The 17189-nt window shown below is 72.1% G+C and carries 17 protein-coding genes and 1 pseudogene; 11 read left to right on the forward strand and 7 right to left on the reverse strand.

Translation table 11 applies throughout. From position 1 onward, the window contains the following. Nucleotides 1-699, reverse strand: a pseudogene (locus tag AC1DT4_RS07460) (hypothetical protein); the annotation flags it as partial. A gap of 179 nt (nt 700-878) precedes the next feature. Here AC1DT4_RS07460 and AC1DT4_RS07465 point away from each other — a divergent pair. Beyond that, nucleotides 879-1529: a GntR family transcriptional regulator gene (locus AC1DT4_RS07465; protein ID WP_477089148.1), complete on the forward strand. Its 651-nt coding sequence runs from the start codon at nt 879-881 to the stop codon at nt 1527-1529. Nucleotides 1530-1547: 18 nt separating this feature from the next. Here AC1DT4_RS07465 and AC1DT4_RS07470 read toward each other — a convergent pair whose 3' ends face one another. Continuing rightward, nucleotides 1548-2546: an NADP-dependent oxidoreductase gene (locus AC1DT4_RS07470; protein ID WP_477089149.1), complete on the reverse strand. Its 999-nt coding sequence runs from the start codon at nt 2544-2546 to the stop codon at nt 1548-1550. 44 nt (nt 2547-2590) lie between these two features. Further along, the gene (manD, locus tag AC1DT4_RS07475) at nt 2591-3874 is read right to left on the reverse strand and encodes a D-mannonate dehydratase ManD (protein ID WP_477089150.1); all 1284 of its coding nucleotides are present in this window, start codon (nt 3872-3874) and stop codon (nt 2591-2593) included. Between the two features lie 158 nt (nt 3875-4032). Between manD and AC1DT4_RS07480 the strand changes: the two genes are divergently transcribed. Together AC1DT4_RS07480 and AC1DT4_RS07485 are read left to right on the forward strand one after the other, a co-directional pair. Beyond that, a complete protein-coding gene (locus AC1DT4_RS07480) occupies nt 4033-5019 on the forward strand; it encodes a phosphotransferase enzyme family protein (RefSeq protein ID WP_477089151.1) in 987 nt (328 codons plus the stop codon). Further along, the gene (locus tag AC1DT4_RS07485; RefSeq protein WP_477089152.1) at nt 5016-5498 is read left to right on the forward strand and encodes a nucleoside deaminase; all 483 of its coding nucleotides are present in this window, start codon (nt 5016-5018) and stop codon (nt 5496-5498) included. Before AC1DT4_RS07480 ends, AC1DT4_RS07485 begins: the two co-directional genes overlap by 4 nt. A 9-nt stretch (nt 5499-5507) precedes the next feature. On the opposite strand, the gene recQ is transcribed toward AC1DT4_RS07485, so the two are convergent. Further along, nucleotides 5508-7520, reverse strand: a complete 2013-nt coding sequence (recQ, locus tag AC1DT4_RS07490) for a DNA helicase RecQ (protein WP_477089153.1) — start codon at nt 7518-7520, stop codon at nt 5508-5510. Nucleotides 7521-7623: 103 nt separating this feature from the next. Here recQ and AC1DT4_RS07495 point away from each other — a divergent pair, with 103 nt between their 5' ends. The 4 genes from AC1DT4_RS07495 to AC1DT4_RS07510 are packed head-to-tail and all read left to right on the forward strand — an operon-like array spanning nt 7624 to nt 10374. Next, a complete protein-coding gene (locus AC1DT4_RS07495) occupies nt 7624-8418 on the forward strand; it encodes an SDR family NAD(P)-dependent oxidoreductase (RefSeq protein WP_477089154.1) in 795 nt (264 codons plus the stop codon). 56 nt (nt 8419-8474) lie between these two features. Beyond that, nucleotides 8475-9050, forward strand: a complete 576-nt coding sequence (gene pyrE, locus AC1DT4_RS07500) for an orotate phosphoribosyltransferase (protein WP_477089155.1) — start codon at nt 8475-8477, stop codon at nt 9048-9050. 5 nt (nt 9051-9055) lie between these two features. Continuing rightward, nucleotides 9056-9751 (forward strand): type III secretion system chaperone family protein, encoded by a 696-nt coding sequence (locus tag AC1DT4_RS07505; protein WP_477089156.1) that lies wholly within the window; start codon nt 9056-9058, stop codon nt 9749-9751. A gap of 53 nt (nt 9752-9804) precedes the next feature. Beyond that, entirely contained in the window at nt 9805-10374 is a 570-nt protein-coding gene (locus AC1DT4_RS07510; RefSeq protein ID WP_477089157.1) for a LemA family protein, read from the forward strand. 4 nt (nt 10375-10378) lie between these two features. Here AC1DT4_RS07510 and AC1DT4_RS07515 read toward each other — a convergent pair whose 3' ends face one another. From AC1DT4_RS07515 to AC1DT4_RS07525, 3 genes are all read right to left on the reverse strand, one after another. Continuing rightward, on the reverse strand, nt 10379-11119 hold the full coding sequence (locus AC1DT4_RS07515) for a hypothetical protein (RefSeq protein ID WP_477089158.1): 741 nt from the start codon (nt 11117-11119) through the stop codon (nt 10379-10381). A gap of 63 nt (nt 11120-11182) precedes the next feature. After that, nucleotides 11183-11923, reverse strand: coding sequence for an HAD-IIA family hydrolase (locus tag AC1DT4_RS07520; protein WP_477089277.1), 741 nt, complete (start codon nt 11921-11923; stop codon nt 11183-11185). A gap of 41 nt (nt 11924-11964) precedes the next feature. Further along, complete coding sequence (locus AC1DT4_RS07525; RefSeq protein WP_477089159.1) at nt 11965-12714, reverse strand: VTT domain-containing protein; 750 nt, start codon at nt 12712-12714, stop codon at nt 11965-11967. 95 nt (nt 12715-12809) lie between these two features. Here AC1DT4_RS07525 and AC1DT4_RS07530 point away from each other — a divergent pair, with 95 nt between their 5' ends. The 4 genes from AC1DT4_RS07530 (at nt 12810) to AC1DT4_RS07545 (ending at nt 17185) form a co-directional block, all read left to right on the forward strand. Beyond that, a complete protein-coding gene (locus tag AC1DT4_RS07530) occupies nt 12810-13811 on the forward strand; it encodes a LacI family DNA-binding transcriptional regulator (protein ID WP_477089160.1) in 1002 nt (333 codons plus the stop codon). Nucleotides 13812-13942: 131 nt separating this feature from the next. Further along, nucleotides 13943-15304, forward strand: a complete 1362-nt coding sequence (locus tag AC1DT4_RS07535; protein ID WP_477089161.1) for an extracellular solute-binding protein — start codon at nt 13943-13945, stop codon at nt 15302-15304. 16 nt (nt 15305-15320) lie between these two features. Then, complete coding sequence (locus AC1DT4_RS07540) at nt 15321-16265, forward strand: carbohydrate ABC transporter permease (RefSeq protein WP_477089162.1); 945 nt, start codon at nt 15321-15323, stop codon at nt 16263-16265. Then, nucleotides 16265-17185: a carbohydrate ABC transporter permease gene (locus AC1DT4_RS07545; RefSeq protein ID WP_477089163.1), complete on the forward strand. Its 921-nt coding sequence runs from the start codon at nt 16265-16267 to the stop codon at nt 17183-17185. The genes AC1DT4_RS07540 and AC1DT4_RS07545 overlap by 1 nt, the downstream gene beginning before the upstream one ends. The last annotated feature ends 4 nt before the right edge of the window (nt 17186-17189 follow it).

Here is a 17189-nt window from a genome sequence, read left to right on the forward strand (position 1 = left end):
CTTGGAGGTCCACCAGTTGCCGTCGCCGTAGGCCCACGGCTCGTAGACGAGGTAGCCGTCCCAGGTGCCGTTGCCGTCGCGGTCGACGGCCAGCTGCACGCTCGGGCGCACGCCGGAGTAGGAGGCGAAGTCGATGCTCGTCGACACGGCGTCGGAGAGCGGGAAGCTCGCCGCGACGTAGCCGGCGGCCTTCGACTGGGTCAGGCCGGGGTTGGCCGTGCCCGCCTCGGTCCACACGTGCAGACCGTTCTTGACGTACTCGTGGTGACCGAAGGTGCGGTCCTCCATGGCCCACCCGGCAGCGACCTTGTCGGTCGAGTGGACCGACGTCACGGCGAGGGGCGCGACGACCGCGGCGGGCTCGTCGACGACCGGCTCGGTGACGTCAGCCGGCACCTCCTCGGCGATCGCGGGGGCGTCGTCGACGACGGTCTCGTCGGCGGGGGCCTCCTCAGCGGGGGCCTCCTCGGCCGGCGCCTCGTCGACAACCTCTGCCGGCGCCTCGTCGGCGACGACGTCGCTGTCGACGGGGGCGGTCTCGTCCAGCGCCGCGCCGTCGTCGACCAGGACGACGTCCTGGGCGGTGCTGCTCTCCGACGTCTGGTCGGAGTGGTCGCTCGCCATCGCCGGCACGGCGACGGCGCTGAGCAGCGCTGCGCTCGTGGCGATCGCGCCGATCCGGTACTTGGTGCGGTTCACGGTCGTTCCTCCCTGTGCGGGTTCTCGACCCGCGTATCCCTGGTGCATCTGCACCGATGACTCCATACTGGTACCCCGGTATACCGGTATGCAGGGACCTTGGTCCTGACTTTGGTCCTCCGTCGACCTGCGGCGCCGGGCTACCCTCGGGAGTCGTTCCAGAGCCGTAGGAGCTGTCCGTGCCACTGAGTCCGCCGAAGGAACCGCTCCGGCTCACGTCGTTGACCGACCAGCTGGTCACGACGGTCCGCTCCGCGATCGTCAGCGGGGACCTGCAGCCGGGGGAGACCCTCCGCGAGGCGGAGCTGGCCGAGACGCTCGGCGTCTCACGCACCCCGGTGCGGCAGGTGCTCCAGCGGCTGGCGGAGATCGGCCTCGTACGCATCGACGTCGGCCGCCGCTACACCGTCGCGCCCGTCGAGCCCGCGCGGCTCCAGCAGATCGTCGTCGTGCTCGCGGAGCTGTTCGGCCTGGCGACCCGGCTGGCGGCGCCGAACCTGACCGACGAGGACCGGGAGTGGGTCGCTCAGGCGGGCAGCGGCGCCCTCGCGTCCGCCCCCGTCGCCCCCGGGTTCTTCGACCTGATCCTGGAGCGCTGCGACAACGCGGTGCTGGTGGAGAGCGTCGACCGGTACCGCGTGCACGTCACCCGCATGCGGGCGCTCGTCGGCGGGGCGCCGGAGCTGGAGTCCCGGCGGATGGCGGCGATCCTCACCGAGGTGCCCCGTCGCGACGCCGACGCCCTGGCGGTGCTGGCGCGCGACATCTTCCTCGAGCACGGGACCGAGCTCGTCGCGACCGTGGCGGCACAGGCACGGGCACAGGCGTAGGTCAGGCGACGCCCTGGCTCACAGCCTGACGACGGTCTTGCCGGTCGTCTCGCCGCGCATCATCGCGAGGAACGCGTCGACCGCATGGTCGAGGCCGTCGACCACGGTCTCGTCGTAGGAGATCTGCCCGGTGGTGAACCACTCGCGCATGTCGGCCAGGAACGCCGGGTAGTGCTGGGTGTGGAACCCGACGGTGAAGCCCCGCAGCGTCAGCCCCTGCTGGATGATCCGCGCCATGTTGCGCGGGCCGGGCTGCGCCTGCTCCTCGTTGTACCCGGAGATCGCCCCGCAGACCGCGACGCGCCCGTCCCGGTTCAGGGTGCCGAGGGCCGCCTCGAGGTGCACGCCGCCGACGTTGTCGAAGTACACGTCGATCCCGTCCGGTGCCGCGCTGCGGAGCTGCCGGTAGACGTGTCCGTCCTTGTAGTCGAAGGCGGCGTCGAACCCGTACCTCTCCTGCACGAGCGCGACCTTCTCGGCCGACCCAGCGGACCCGATCACGCGCGACGCGCCCTTCAGCCGCGCGATCTGCCCGACCATCGACCCCACCGCGCCGGCCGCCCCGGACACGAACACGACGTCGCCGGGCTTCATCTGCGCGATCTCGAGCAGCCCGAGGTGCGCGGTGAACGCCGTCATCCCGAGCACGCCGAGGTAGGCCGACAGCGGGACGCCGCCCGGGACCACGCGGAACCGGCCGACCTCGCCCTGCGCCACGTCCCGCCACCCGAGGTCGTGCGTCACGGCCGCGCCGACGGGGACCGCGTCCGAGGTCGACGCGACGACGCGCCCGACCGCCCCGCCCGTCATCGTCGCGCCCAGCGCGAACGGCGGCGTGTACGACTCCTCGTCGTTCATGCGGCCGCGCATGTACGGGTCGACGGAGAGGAACTCGTTGGCCACCCGGACCTGGTCCGGGCCGAGCTCCGGCAGGTCGACGGTCACGGTGCGGAAGTCCTCGGGGACCGGCCACCCCTGCGGCCGACGGACGAGCTGGACCTGCGTGCTGATCGACATGCCCCGAGTCTGCGCCGGGCGGGCCCGCTCAGCCCGTCGACCGCTCACCAGTCGTGCACGGTGCCGTCCTTGAGCCGGTTGAACGGCAGGTAGGCGGGCACGTACGGATAACCGGCCGCGGCCTCGTCGTCGTAGCTGACCCCGAGCCCGGGCTCGTCGCCCGGGTGCAGGTAGCCGTCCGTGAACGAGAACGACTGCCGGAACACCTCGTTCGTGCGCGCGCCGTGCTGCATGTACTCCTGGATGCCGAAGTTGTGGATCGCCAGGTCGAGGTGCAGAGCCGCGGCCATGCCGACCGGGGAGATGTCGGTCGGCCCGTGGATGCCCGACTTGATCTGGTACTGCGCCGCGAAGTCGAGGACCTTGCGCAGCGCGGTGATCCCACCCGTGTGCGTGACCGCGCCACGCACGTAGTCGATGAGCTGCTCGCGCACCAGCGTCTGGTAGTCCCAGACGGTGTTGAACACCTCGCCGATCGCCAGCGGCGTGGTCGTGTGCTGCCGGACCAGGCGCAGCGCCTCCTGGTTCTCGGCCGGCGTGCAGTCCTCGAGCCAGAACAGGTCGTAGGGCTCGAGGTCCTTGCCCAGGCGCGCGGCCTGGATCGGAGTCATGCGGTGGTGCCCGTCGTGCAGCAGCGGCAGCTCGGGCCCGAACTCGTGACGGACGGCCTCGAACACGCCGGGGATGTGGCGCAGGTAGGCCCGCGTGTCCCAGTCCTCCTCGGCCGGCAGCGGGATGCGCTGGGCAGGCTCGTAGTCGTACCGGCCCGACGACGACGGCTGCGCGGCCACGCCGTAGACCGCGTCGATGCCCGGGACGGCGGTCTGCACGCGGATGGACCGGTAGCCGAGCTCCTGGTGGTGGCGGATCGAGTCGAACAGCTCGGGCAGGTCGCGACCGCTCGCGTGCCCGTAGGCCATGATCCCGGTCCGGCTGGCGCCCCCGAGCAGCTGGTAGAGCGGCAGCCCGGCGATCTTGGCCTTGATGTCCCAGAGCGCCACGTCGACGGCGGCGATCGCGGCCATGGTCACCGGCCCGCGCCGCCAGTACGCCGAGCGGTAGAGGAACTGCCAGGTGTCCTCGATCCGGTGCGCGTCACGCCCGATCAGCAGCGGCACCACGTGGTCCGCGAGATAGGACGCCACCGAGAGCTCGCGGCCGTTGAGCGTCGCGTCCCCGAGCCCGACCACGCCGTCCTCGGTGGTCAGCCGCAGGGTGACGAAGTTGCGGTCCGGGCTGCTGACCAGTACCTCGGCCGAGCGGATGGCGGTACCACGGGCGTTCGTCGTCGTCCCACCCGGTGTCAGGTCCTCGTGGCCCGTGGACATGCGTGCTCCGTCCGGCCGACGACGGCGTCGGCGCGCTCGTGATGTGTCGGGCGGCTCACCGCCCCCTGCGTGCGGGTCCACCGTAGGGGCTGGGCCGTCTCAGCCGGCGCGCAAGAAACGCCGTGACGCCGCGCGCCCCGCGCGGAGAGGATGCGCTGATGCTCCCGCTCGCCGAGATCGCCCGGGTCGACGTGACCGTCGACGAGTCCTGGCGCAGCCCCGTGGCCGATGCCGTCGCCGACCGGTGGGGCATCGCGCCCGGCGCCGCCAGGTGGAAGCGGTCGAGCGCGACCCACGTCTTCGTCGTGCCGCCCGGCGTCGACCCGCGCGGCGTGATGTACCTGCGCTTTGTCCCGGCGTCCTTGCGGACCGTCCGGGACCTGGAGGCTCCCGCGCGGCTGCTCGCGGCGTGGGCGTCGCACGGGTCGACCGTCGCGCCGGTGCCGTCTGCGGCCGGGCGCCTCGTGGAGACCGTGCCGACCGAGCTGGGCGACGTGCACGCCACTGCCGTCCCGGCAGCCCCCGGGGTGGAGCTCGGGCTCGACGACCTCACGCCGGCGCTCGCCGCCCGCTGGGGAGCCGCGCTGGCGCGACTGCACCGCGACGCGCCCGCCCTCGGTCCCGCCCGCGAACCTCCGCCACTCGACCTGCCGGCGCTCGCGCGGGCCTGCGCCGACGCCCCCGACGTCCTGGTCGCGGCCCGTGCCGTCCTCGCCGACGCGGACGAGCGGCGGCTCCCGCACGGCACGCTCCACGGGGACTTCGAGCTGGACAACCTGCGGTGGAGCGGCGGTCGACCGGTCGCGTTCGACGCCGACGAGGCGCGCACCGGCCCGTTCGTCCAGGACATCGCGTCGGCCGTCCGCGACCTCGTGGGTGACCAGCCCGTCGGGGTGGCGCACCCGGAGCTCCTCGCGGAGTTCGTGGCCGGGTACCGGACGGTCCGGCCGCTCGGGGACGACGAGGTCGCTGCGCTCCCGCTCCACAGCGCGGTCGTCGCGGTCCGCGGGCTCGCCAGCCTGGCGCACCTGGAGGTCGACGGTCCGGCCGCAGAACCTCCGTGGTCGGTCGACCTACGGGCTTCGCTCGTCGCTCACCGGCACGGGTTGCGCGCACGCGTGCTGGCCGCGACGGTGGGCCGATGACGCTCACGGAGCTCGACCTGTCCCAGCTGCGGCGAGCGGTCGAGCTCGCCCGCGAGGCCCTCGACGACGGCGACGAGCCTTACGGCTCGGTGCTGGTCGACGCAGGCGGCCGGGTCCGCTTCGAGGACCGCAACCGCGTCAAGGGTGGCGACGAGACCCGCCACCCGGAGCTCGAGATCGCCCGCTGGTCGGCCGCCCACCTGACACCGGACGAGCGCGCGTCGTCGACCGTCTACACGTCGGGCGAGCACTGCCCGATGTGCGCGGCAGCCCACGCGTGGGTCGGCCTGGGCCGGATCGTCTACGCGACGTCGGCCGAGCAGACCGCCGCGTGGCGGGCGGAGTGGGGCATCCCCGCCGGGCCGGTCGCCGTCCTGCCGATCACCACGGTCGCGCCGGGCATCCCGGTCGAGGGCCCGGTCCCCGAGCTCGCCGACGAGGTCCGCGAGCTCCAGCGCCGCCGGTTCGGGAAGGCCTGACCGGCAGCGTCAGGCCGGTTCGCCCTCGCCCGCCAGAGCCGCCAGCAGTCCCGGTCCGTGCCGCTCGAGCTTCGCGGCGCCGATCCCGCTGATCCCGCCGAGGGCCTCGAGCGACGTCGGCCGCTGCGTCACGACCTCGCGCAGCGTGGCGTCGTGGAACACCACGTACGCCGGCACGCCCTGCTCCTTCGCGACCCCCGCCCGCCACGCGCGCAGCACCTCGAACAGCTCGAGCGCGTCGTCGGACAGGTCGGCGGCAGCGGTCGGCCGGCCGGAGCGCGACCCGCGGGCCCGCACCACCTTCTCCGTCTCGCGCCGCAGCCGGACCTCGCGGGCGCCGCGCAGCACGTCGGCGCTGTCGGGTGCCAGCCGCAGGGTGCCGTAGCCCTCGGTGTCCACGCCGAGCAGCTCCATCGCGAGCAGCTGCCGCACGACCCCCCGCCACTCGCCGTCGGAGAGCTCCTGCCCCACGCCGAACGTCGAGAGCGACTCGTGCCCGAGCTGCGTGATCCGCGGCGTGACCTTGCCGCGCAGGATGTCGACCAGGTGCCCGACGCCGTACCGCTGCCCGCGCTGCTCGAGCCGGACGACGGTCGACAAGAGCTTCTGCGCCGCGACGGTTCCGTCCCACGACTCGGGCGGGCTCAGGCAGGTGTCGCAGTTGCCGCAGGGCTCGGACGGCTGGCCGAAGTAGTTGAGCAGCTGCACCCGCCGGCACGAGACCGTCTCGCAGAGCGCGAGCATCGCGTCCAGGTGGGCGGTCAGCCGACGCTTGTGCGCCGCGTCGCCCTCGGACGTGTCGATCATGCGGCGCTGCTGCACGACGTCGGCCAGCCCGTACGCGAGCCAGGCCGTCGACGGCAACCCGTCGCGGCCCGCGCGGCCCGTCTCCTGGTAGTAGCCCTCGACGGACTTGGGCAGGTCGAGGTGAGCGACGAATCGCACGTCGGGCTTGTCGATGCCCATGCCGAACGCGATGGTCGCGACCATCACGATCCCGTCCTCGCGCAGGTACCTCGACTGGTTCCGGGCGCGCACCTGGCGGTCCAGGCCCGCGTGGTACGGCAACGCCGGCACGCCGTGGTCCACCAGGAACTGCGCGGTCTGCTCGACGGAGTTCCGGGACAGGCAGTAGACGATCCCGGCGTCGCCCTCGTGCTCGGTGCGCAGGAGGTTGAGCAGCTGGTCGCGCGGCTTGTCCTTCGGCGCGATCCGGTACTGGATGTTGGGCCGGTCGAAGCTGGCGACGAAGTGCTTGGCGTCCCCGAGCTGCAGCCGCTGCGCGATCTCCGCGTGCGTCTGCTCGGTGGCCGTGGCCGTCAGCGCGATCCGGGGGACCTCGGGCCAGCGCTCGTGCAGCATCGACAGCTGCAGGTAGTCGGGCCGGAAGTCGTGCCCCCACTGGGACACGCAGTGCGCCTCGTCGATGGCGAACAGCGCGACGGTCCCGCGGTCCAGCAGCTCGATCGTCTCGGGCACGCGCAGGCGCTCGGGCGCGAGGTAGAGCAGGTCGAGCTCGCCCGCGAGGTAGGCGTCCTCGACCTTGCGCCGCTCGAACGACTGCTGCGTCGAGTTGAGGAAGCCCGCCCGGACCCCGAGCGCGGACAGGGCGTCGACCTGGTCCTGCATGAGGGCGATCAGGGGGGAGACGACGACGCCCGTGCCCTGCCGGACCAGCGCCGGGACCTGGTAGCAGAGCGACTTGCCGCCGCCGGTGGGCATGAGCACCAGCGCGTCCCCGCCGCGGACCACGGTGTCGATGATCTCGGCCTGCTCGCCGCGGAAGGCGTCGTACCCCCACACGCTGTGCAGCACCTCGGCCGCCGCGGCCAGGGCCGCCTCGGGCTCGAGCACCTGGGCGACCTCGCGCGGGATGTCCGGGCGGGGCGGGGGAGCGGAACGCTCGCGACGCGCGGGCTCGTGCTCGGGCGGCGCGGCGTCGTAGAACGGGTCGAACGGCGGCTCCTCGTCCAGCGGCCAGTCCGGCACGTCCCCACCCCACCCGTCAGTCACGCCGCACACCCTACGTGCCGCCGCCGACGCCCGACGGCCCGCCGTCCACAGTGCTCCCGACGTCACCCCCGGCAGCGCGCGCGAGGTCCGGGGCGCTCCGTAGGGTGGGCCCATGGCTACCGCACTCATCACCGGCGCGTCCGCCGGCCTCGGTCTGGAGTTCGCCTGGCAGCTGGCCACGGCCAAGCACGACGTCGTCCTGGTCGCGCGCAACGAGGAGCGCCTGACGCGCCTCGCCGCGCAGCTCGAGGCGGCCGCGGGCATCCGCGCCGAGGTGCTTGTCGCCGACCTGTCCGTCCGCGCCGACGTCGAGCGCGTGGCCGACCGCCTCCGGGCCACCGAGCGTCCGATCGGCCTGCTGGTCAACAACGCCGGGCTCGGCCTGAACCAGCGGTTCGTCACCGGCGACCTCGAGGCCGAGGAGTCCGCGCTCGCGGTCATGGTCACCGCCGTGCTCGTCCTGTCGCACGCCGCCGCGGGCGCGATGGTCGAGCGCGGCCGCGGGGCGATCCTCAACGTCGCGTCCGTCGCCGCCCTGCTCGCGTCGGGCACCTACTCCGCGCACAAGGCGTGGGTCCGCGTGTTCACCGAGGGCCTCGCAGTCGAGCTGCGCGACACCGGCGTCACGGCGACCGCCCTCTGCCCGGGCTTCGTGCACACCGAGTTCCACGACCGCGGCGAGATCGACATGACCGCCTACCCCGAGATCGTGTGGCTGAACGCCGAGGACGTCGTGGCCACGGGCCTTGCCGACGTCCGCCGCGGGGCGGTGATCTCGACGCCGAGCCTGCGCTACCAGACGCTGTCGGCGCTCGCCCGCCTCGCCCCGCGCAGCGCCGTCCGTGCGTTCGGCAGGTACCGCCGGGCGTTCCAGGAGCAGGACGTCGACCTCCAGACCGCCGACTGAGCAGAGCGCCGACCGAGCAGGCCCGGCGGCCGCGCGGCCCCGGTAGCCTGGCCGCCGTGAGCACCGACCTCTCCCCGACGCCCCGCGAGCAGCTGCTCGAGCTCATCAAGACCCTCGCGGTCGTGCACGGGAAGGTCACGCTGTCGTCCGGCCGTGAGGCCGACTACTACGTCGACCTGCGCCGCGTGACGCTGCACCACCGCGCCGCGCCGCTCATCGGGCACCTGCTGCTCGACCGGCTCGAGGAGGTCGGACTGGGCACGGCGGAGATCGACGCCGTCGGCGGCCTGACCCTGGGTGCGGACCCCGTGGCGACGAGCCTTCTGCACGCCGCCGCGAGCCGCGGGCAGGACCTCGACGCGTTCGTCGTGCGCAAGGAGGCCAAGGCGCACGGCATGCAGCGCCGCATCGAGGGCCCGGACATCGCCGGCCGCAAGGTCGTCGTCCTCGAGGACACGTCGACCACGGGCGGCTCGCCCATCGCGGCCGTCGAGGCCGCGCGCGAGGTCGGCGCCGAGGTGCTGGGCGTCGCGGTGATCGTCGACCGCGCCACCGGTGCCCAGGCCAAGATCGAGGCGCTCGGCGTGCCGTACCACTACCTGTTCAGCCTGTCGGACCTCGGTCTGGCCTGACGCGGGTGGCGGACTCCGGCTTCCCGCTGCTGTTCGTCCTCGCCCTCGTCGCGGGCGTCGCGCTCCTCGTCGGCAGCATCTGGCTGCAGCACAAGCGGCACGAGCGGTTCCGGGCGTGGGCGCTCCGCAACGGCTGGACGTACGCGGAGTCGGAGCGCGAGCTGACGGACATCTCGCAGGGGCAGCCCTTCGGTCAGGGGAGCGCACGCCGGGCGACCGAGGTGCTGCGCGGCCCGTTCGAGTCGATGCCCGCCCTGTCCTTCACCTACGCGTGGACCACGGGCAGCGGGAAGAACCGCTCCACGCACCGCGCGCACGTCGTCGGCCTCGTCCTGCCGACGTACCTGCCCACCGTGGAGGTGACGCCGGAGGGGATCGGCGCGCTGCTGGCCAAGCTGGTGGGCGCCCAGGACATCCAGTTCGAGTCCGACGACTTCAACCGGGCGTTCCGGGTCGCCGCCTCCGACGCGCGGACGGGGCACGCGATCGTGCACCCGCGCCTGATGGAGCGGCTGCTGCGGCCCGACGCGCGCACGGCGGCCTGGCGGATCGACGGCACCTGGATCCTGTCGTGGGAGACCGGCACCACCGACCTGGACCGCCTCGCGCCGCGGCTCGGGTTGCTGTCGAGCATCGTGCGGTCGATCCCTCGGCACGTGTGGCAGGACCACGGCTACGACCCTGCGGAGCACACCATCTGACCGCGCCCGACGCTACGATCGCCTGACCTGCCCGACCTCTGAGAGGCCCTGCTGTGAGCACCGGTGTCATCGTCCTGATCGTCCTCGCCGTGATCGTCGTGATCGTGCTGATCTGGGCGGTCGCCACGTACAACGGCTTCGTGCGCCTGCGGAACCTGGTGCAGGAGGCCTGGCGGCAGATCGACGTCGAGCTGCACCGCCGGCACGACCTCATCCCGAACCTCGTCGAGTCGGTGAAGGGCTACGCGGCCCACGAGCGTGGGGTGTTCGACGAGGTCGCGCGCGCCCGCGCCGCCGCGGCCGCCCCGGGGGCGGGCCCCGCCGAGCAGGCTGTGCAGGAGAACCAGCTGACCCAGGCGCTCGGCCGGCTGTTCGCCGTCGCCGAGGCGTACCCGGTGCTGCGCGCGAGCGAGAACTTCCAGCAGCTGCAGGCCGAGCTGACCAACACCGAGGACCGCATCGCCGCCGGCCGCCGGTTCTACAACGCGAACGTCCGCGAGCTGAACACCAAGGTCGAGAGCTTCCCGCCGAACATCATCGCGGGCATGTTCCACTTCGAGCGGGCCGAGTACTTCGAGGCCGACGAGCCCAGCGTGCGCGCGGCGCCCGAGGTCAGCTTCTGACCCGTCAGGTCCGGGTCACGATCGACACGACGTCGGCGGCCAGCCCGTCGAGGGCCAGCAGGGCGAGCACGACGCGGACGAGCAGTTGCCCGAGGGCGCCCGACCACGCCCGCGCGAGGGCCGGGACCTGGGCGACGACGGTGGCCGCGACGACGAGCGGCAGGGAGACCGGGAAGCAGGCGAGGAGCCCGAGCCCGCCGACGACGACCACCACGCCGTCGAGCCACCGCGGTCGCGCCTCGCCGTACGCGTGCCACCGCTCGACCAGCGCCGCGGCCAACCACGCGCCGAAGCCGGGCAGCAGCGTGAACGCGACCACGGCGAACCAGGCCGGCTGCAGCACGCCGAAGTCGACCGACTCGGCGTCCTTGACGATGCTCGACCCCATCAGCAGCGCCCCGACCGCGCCGAAGGTCAGCGCGCGCTGCGTCGCGGTCCCGGGCAGCGCGTGCCGGACGCCCGCGTACACGAGCCCGCCCGCGGCGCCGGGGAGCGCGGTGAGCACCAGGAGGGCCAGGGTGCCGCTCGCCGAGATCACGCCGACGGTGGCGAGGTCGTCGGTCGTCATCCCCCGGGCGTGAGGGGACGTCGCGGCGAGCAGGCGCATGACGAGCCGGGCGAGCATGCCGGTCGCCACGCCGGCGACCAGGCCCGCGCCGGCACCGGCGGCGGCGGACCGCACGGTCCCTTCGACGACCGCGGCGCGACGGTCCGAGGCGGACGGGACGGCTTCCGCAGCGGACATCAGGGCCTCCGGACGGGCCGGCGGAGGCCCTGGCTCCAGGATGCTCCGGGGCCGGGTCGGGCGCTAGACGCGCTCGATCAGGTCCTTCACGGAGTCGAGGATCTCGGTCGGCCGGAACGGGAAGCTCTCGACGTCGGCCAGCCGGGTGGACCCGGAGAGCACGAGGAACGTGCGCAGCCCGGCCTCGATGCCCGAGACGACGTCGGTGTCCATCCGGTCGCCGACCATGACGGTGGTCTCCGAGTGCGCGTCGATCCGGTTGAGCGCGGACCGGATCATCATCGGGTTCGGCTTGCCGACGAAGTAGGGCTGCCGCCCGGTCGCCGCGCTGATCATGGCGGCGACGGCTCCCGTGGCCGGCAGGTCGCCGTCGGCCGACGGGCCGGTGACGTCGGGGTTGGTCGCGATGAAGCGCGCGCCACCCTGGATCAGCCGGATGGCCTGGGTGATCGCCTCGAACGAGTAGGTCCGGGTCTCACCGAGCACCACGAAGTCGGGCTGCGCGGCCGTGAGGGTGTAGCCCGCCTCGTACAGAGCGGTGGTCAGGCCCGCCTCGCCGATGACGTACGCGGAGCCGCTGGGCATCTGGTCGACGAGGAACTGCGCCGTGGCCAGTGCCGAGGTCCAGATGGCGTCCTCGGGGACGTCGATCCCGGAGGCGGCCAGCCGTGCGCGCAGGTCGCGCGTGGTGAAGATCGAGTTGTTCGTGAGGATGAGGAACGGGCGGTCGTTGTCGCGCAGCGCGCGCACGAACTCGGCCGCGCCGGGCAGCGCCGTGCCCTCGTGGACCAGGACGCCGTCCATGTCGGACAGCCACGACCGGATCTCCCGCGGCCCGTGGTGCGTCACGCGCCGAACGCCTTGCGCTCGACCTCGTCGCGCTCGGACTGCTCGTCGTAGCGCAGGTCGCGCCCGTCCTCGGTGATCTCGCCGGTCTTCTGGTGCCGACGCTTGCGCCACACCTCGATGAGCACCGGGACCACGGACATGAGGACGACGAGGACCAGCAGCGCCTCGATGTTGTCCCGGATGAACGCGATGTTGCCCAGCAGGTAGCCGAGCAGCGTCACGCCGCCGGCCCACAGGATCACGCCGATGGCGTTGAAGAACGCGAAGTGCCGGTAGGGCATCTTGCCGACGCCGGCGGCGACGGACGCGTACGTGCGCACGAACGGGATGAACTGCGCCACGATCAGCGTCCGGCCACCGTACTTGTCGAAGTACGCGTACGTCTGGTCGATGTACTTCTGCTTGAAGAACCGCGAGTCGGGCTTGCTGAACACCTTCGGGCCGAGCTTGCGGCCGATGAGGTACCCGGTCTGCGTGCCCGCGTAGGCGGTCAGGATGAGGATCGCGATCAGGGCCCCGATGTTGATCTTGATCTCGAGGTTGTCCTGGGCCACCAGGGCGCCGGCGGTGAACAGCAGCGAGTCACCGGGCAGGATCGGGAACAGCAGGCCGACCTCGATGAAGATGATCGCCATGATGCCGAGGAGCACCCAGGTCCCGAACGAGTCGATCAGGTGCTGCGGGTCGAGGAAGTCGGGGCCGAGGGCCCCGAGCGGTCCGGCGGCCGAGAGAGCGGTCGTCATCATGGCGCCCAGCCTACGGCGCCGCCCGTGGGCGGTCCGAGGGTGAGATGTGCGGACCCTGTGCGGTCCGGGATCTACCCATGCTGAACAATGGCGCCGTGCGCGCCACCGTGAAGGACGTCGCTGCCCGGGCGGGCGTGTCGCCCAAGACCGTCTCCAACGTCATCAACGGCGTCGTGTTCGTGCGCCCGGAGACGCGGGAACGGGTGGAGCGAGCCCTCGCCGAGCTGGACTACGTCCCCAACCTCGGGGCGCGGGGCCTGCGCAACGGTCGGTACGGCCTGATCGCGCTGGCCCTGCCCGACCTGTCGACCGCGTACTCCGCGGAGCTCGCGCACCACTTCGTCGAGGAGGGGCACGCGCGCGGCTGGTCGGTGCAGATCGAGGAGACGGCCGCCGAGCCGGCGCGCGAGCGGGCGCTTCTGTCCCGCGCCCGGTCCCACCTGGTCGACGGGCTCGTGCTCAACCCGGTGTCGCTGGCCGACTCGGCGGTCCCGGTGGTCGCGGGTCCGCTGCCCCCGACGGTGCTCATCGGCGAGGTGGTGCAGGACCGCGCGGACCACGTCGGCGTCGACAGCGTGCAGGCGGCGCAGGACATGACCGCGCACCTGATCGCGACGGGCCGCCGCCGCATCGCGATCGTCGGGACGCCGGGACTGATCGAGACGGCGGCGGCGCGCCAGCGCACCGAGGGGTACCGGCTGGCGCTGGCGGCCGCCGGCCTCGACCACGACCCGGCGCTCGAGATCCCGACGGCCGCCTGGACCACCGCGGAGGCCGTCGCCGCCGCCCGCGCGTTCCTGGCGAGCCACGAGGTCCCGGACGCCTTCTTCTGCTTCACGGACTCGATGGCGTTCGGGGTGCTCGGCGTGCTGTGGGAGAGCGGTCTGCGGATCCCCGACGACGTCGCCGTCGCGGGGTTCGACGACATCGCCGGCGCCCGGTACGCGGTGCCACCACTGACGACGGTGGCCTTCGACCTGAGGGCCTACACGACGACGGCGCTGGACCTGCTGAGCGACCGCATCGACGACCCAGGGCGCCCGGCCAGGCAGATCGTCTTCCCCCACCGCCTGGTGGTTCGCGCCAGCACCGGCTGAGGTCACGACCCACCTGACTGAGGTCGCGCGGACCTGTTGCGGATCCATTCCAACGATGTAATGCTACGAATCGGGCACGGCAACGACGCCGGACCTGCACCGGAAGTTGTGTCTCACGAAGGAGTGAGGGCATGGCACTGCACCATCGGCCGCGCACGCTCGCGGCACCACCCCCGCCCGGACAGGGCATCACGCGCCGCCAGATGCTGGTCGGCTCCCTCGCCGCCGTCGGCGGTGTCGCCGCGATCGGTTCGCTCGCCGGGTGCGCCCCGAACGCCTCGGCCGCGGACGGCGTCCGCCAGCTGGCGTTCTGGCACCTGCTCAGCGGCGGCGACGGCATCAACATGGCGGGCCTCGTCGACGAGGTCAACGCCCTGCACCACGGCTACGAGGCCACCCAGACCGTGCTGGCCTGGGGTGCGCCGTACTACACCAAGCTGGCCATGGCGAGCGTGGGCGGCCGCGCCCCCGACACCGCGATCATGCACGCCTCACGCGTGGCCGGGTACGCGCCGGGCGGGCTGCTCGATCCCTGGGACCTCGACCTGCTGGCCGAGAACGGGGTGCAGCAGTCGGACTTCCTCGACCGCGTGTGGGCCAAGGGCGGGCTGAACGGCAAGCAGTACTCGATCGCCCTCGACTCGCACCCGTTCATCATGATGTACAACCTCGACGTGGCCGAGAAGGCCGGGGTCCTCGGGTCCGACGGGCAGCTCGCGCCGATCGACAGCCCCGACCAGTTCCTCGAGGTCGCCCGGGCCATGCAGTCCGTCACGGGCAAGCACGGGCTGTCGTACGGCTACCTCGGTGACGGCGCCCAGATGTGGCGGCTGTTCTACACGTTCTACAAGCAGCACGGCGCCGACTTCGACCTCTCCGGCCCGCGGGCCGAGGTCGACCAGGACGCCGCGGTGTCGTCCCTCGAGTTCGTCCAGCAGCTGCTGGACGGCACGATCTGCACGGCGAGCGGCGACTACGGCACCGCCGTCTCCGAGTTCATGTCGGGAGAGAGCGGCATGTTCTTCACCGGCGTGTGGGAGCTGCCGACCGCCAAGAACGCCGGCATCAACTTCGACGCCCAGCCGATCCCGACCCTGTTCGGCACCCCGGCGGCCTACGCCGACTCGCACGCGTTCACGCTCCCGCACCAGTCGAGCCCGAACGAGCAGCAGCGCCAGGAGACGTACCGCTTCGTGGCGGACATCCTCACCAGCTCGCTGGCGTGGGCCGAGGCCGGGCACATCCCCGCGTTCCAGCCGGTCGTGCAGAGCCCCGAGTACCAGGCGCTCCTGCCGCAGGCGCACTACGCGCCCGCCGCCGAGATCCTCAACTACGACCCCGAGGCGTGGTTCACGGGCTCGGGCAGCGACTTCCAGAACTACTTCCTCGAGACCGTCCAGGGCGTCTACCTCGACAAGTCCGACGCCGCGGACGGCTTCAACGCCTTCGTCCGCCGCGTGAACGTCCAGCTCGCCAAGCCGAACCCCGTCTGACCGGAAGGAGTCGAACATGTCCACCGCAGCTCTCAGCGTCGCCACCGGCACGCGCGCAGGCTCGACGGAGCAGGTCCGGTCCGGCGCGCGTGACGCTCGCGCCCGCAACAACCGGATCGGCTGGGCGTTCGTCGCGCCCTTCGTCATCGTCTTCGCGATGTTCCTCATCTGGCCGCTCGTCCACGGCTTCTACCTCAGCTTCACCGGCGAGAGCATCACCGGCGCGAACGGCGAGCTCATCGGCTTCGCCAACTACGCCGAGGCGCTGCGCGACCCGATCATGTGGCGCTCGTTGCTCAACACCCTGTGGTTCACGGTGCTGTCGACGATCCCGCTCGTCATCGTCGCGCTCGTGCTGGCTCTTCTCGTGCACCAGGGGCTGCCCGGCCAGTGGCTGTGGCGGCTCTCGTTCTTCATGCCGTTCCTGCTGGCGTCGACGGTCGCCGCGCAGATCTGGATCTGGATGTACAACCCGCAGCTCGGGCTCGTGAACTACCTGCTCGGGGCCTTCGGGATCGATCCGGTCGCCTGGCTGCAAGATCCGACGTGGGCCATGTTCGCCGTGGTCGTCATGACCACGTGGTGGACCGTCGGGTTCAACTTCCTGCTCTACCTCACGGCCCTGCAGAACATCCCGGAGCAGCAGTACGAGGCCTCGGCCCTCGACGGCGCCGGCAGGTGGCGGCAGCTGCGCTCGATCACCGTCCCGCAGCTGGGCCCCACCACGGTGCTCATCATGATGCTGCAGATCCTGGCCTCGCTGAAGGTCTTCGACCAGATCTACGTCATGACCAACGGCGGTCCCGCCGGCGTCACCCGGCCGGTCGTCATGTACATCTTCGAGACCGGCTTCACCGGCTACCGGTTCGGGTACGCGTCCGCCATCGCGTACATCTTCTTCGCCCTCATCGTCATCATCTCGATCGGCCAGGTCCGGTTGACGTCCAGGAGGAGCGCCTGATGACCGCCATCGCCACCGAGCCCACCACCCAGCGCGTCGTCCACCACCCTCGCGGCCGGTTCGCCGAGCGCGCAGGTCTGCGCATCGGGGAGCGCTTCGCCAGCCCGGGCCGCATCGGCGCGCTCGTCGCCCTCGTCGTGCTCGCCCTGCTGTGGCTGCTCCCCTTCCTGTGGGCCCTCGTCACCTCGTTCAAGTCCGAGACGGACGCGGCCGCGACGCCCGTGTCGTTCTTCCCGAAGAGCGGCTTCACCACGCAGGCGTACGAGAGCGTGCTGAGCCAGGGGAACATCCCGCTCTGGACCTGGAACAGCCTGGTGACGGCCACCGCGATCACGCTCATCACGCTGGTGGTGTCGGCGCTGGCCGCCTACGGCTTCTCCCGGCTCGACTTCGCGGGCCGCCGCTGGCTGTTCTGGGGGATGATCGCGTCGATCATCATCCCGCCGCAGGTGCTCATCGTCCCGCTGTTCTACGAGATGCTGACGCTCAACCTCGTCGACACCTACTGGGCGATCATCCTGCCCCAGGTGGTCGCGCCGGCCATGGTGTTCATCCTCAAGAAGTTCTTCGACCAGGTGCCGATCGAGCTCGAGGACGCCGCCCGCATCGACGGCGCCGGACGCCTGCGGGTGTTCTGGTCGATCGTGCTGCCCCTGTCGCGGCCCATCCTCGCGGCCGTCGCGATCTTCGTGTTCATCGGCGCGTGGAACAACTTCCTGTGGCCGTTCATCGCCACCAGCGACTCGTCGCTCATGACGCTGCCCGTCGGGCTGCAGACCGTGAAGAGCGCCTACGGCCTGCAGTACGCGCAGGTCATGGCGTCGGCCGTGCTCGCGGCGATCCCGCTGGTGGTCGTCTTCCTCTTCTTCCAGCGCCAGATCATCAAGGGCTTCGCCACCACCGGCTTCGGCGGCCAGTAGCCCC

Source organism: Cellulomonas sp. P4_D11, from assembly GCF_056401915.1.

What these genes read in the sequence shown, in the direction of transcription:
- AC1DT4_RS07470 (WP_477089149.1), bottom strand. Translation starts at nt 2,546, where the DNA reads ATGTCGATCAGCACGCAGGTCCAGCTCGTCCGTCGGCCGCAGGGGTGG.
- manD (WP_477089150.1), bottom strand. Translation starts at nt 3,874, where the DNA reads ATGTCCACGGGCCACGAGGACCTGACACCGGGTGGGACGACGACGAAC.
- AC1DT4_RS07480 (WP_477089151.1), top strand. Translation starts at nt 4,033, where the DNA reads ATGCTCCCGCTCGCCGAGATCGCCCGGGTCGACGTGACCGTCGACGAG.
- AC1DT4_RS07485 (WP_477089152.1), top strand. Translation starts at nt 5,016, where the DNA reads ATGACGCTCACGGAGCTCGACCTGTCCCAGCTGCGGCGAGCGGTCGAG.
- AC1DT4_RS07495 (WP_477089154.1), top strand. Translation starts at nt 7,624, where the DNA reads ATGGCTACCGCACTCATCACCGGCGCGTCCGCCGGCCTCGGTCTGGAG.
- AC1DT4_RS07515 (WP_477089158.1), bottom strand. Translation starts at nt 11,119, where the DNA reads ATGTCCGCTGCGGAAGCCGTCCCGTCCGCCTCGGACCGTCGCGCCGCG.
- AC1DT4_RS07520 (WP_477089277.1), bottom strand. Translation starts at nt 11,923, where the DNA reads ATGGACGGCGTCCTGGTCCACGAGGGCACGGCGCTGCCCGGCGCGGCC.
- AC1DT4_RS07525 (WP_477089159.1), bottom strand. Translation starts at nt 12,714, where the DNA reads ATGATGACGACCGCTCTCTCGGCCGCCGGACCGCTCGGGGCCCTCGGC.
- AC1DT4_RS07535 (WP_477089161.1), top strand. Translation starts at nt 13,943, where the DNA reads ATGGCACTGCACCATCGGCCGCGCACGCTCGCGGCACCACCCCCGCCC.
- AC1DT4_RS07540 (WP_477089162.1), top strand. Translation starts at nt 15,321, where the DNA reads ATGTCCACCGCAGCTCTCAGCGTCGCCACCGGCACGCGCGCAGGCTCG.
- AC1DT4_RS07545 (WP_477089163.1), top strand. Translation starts at nt 16,265, where the DNA reads ATGACCGCCATCGCCACCGAGCCCACCACCCAGCGCGTCGTCCACCAC.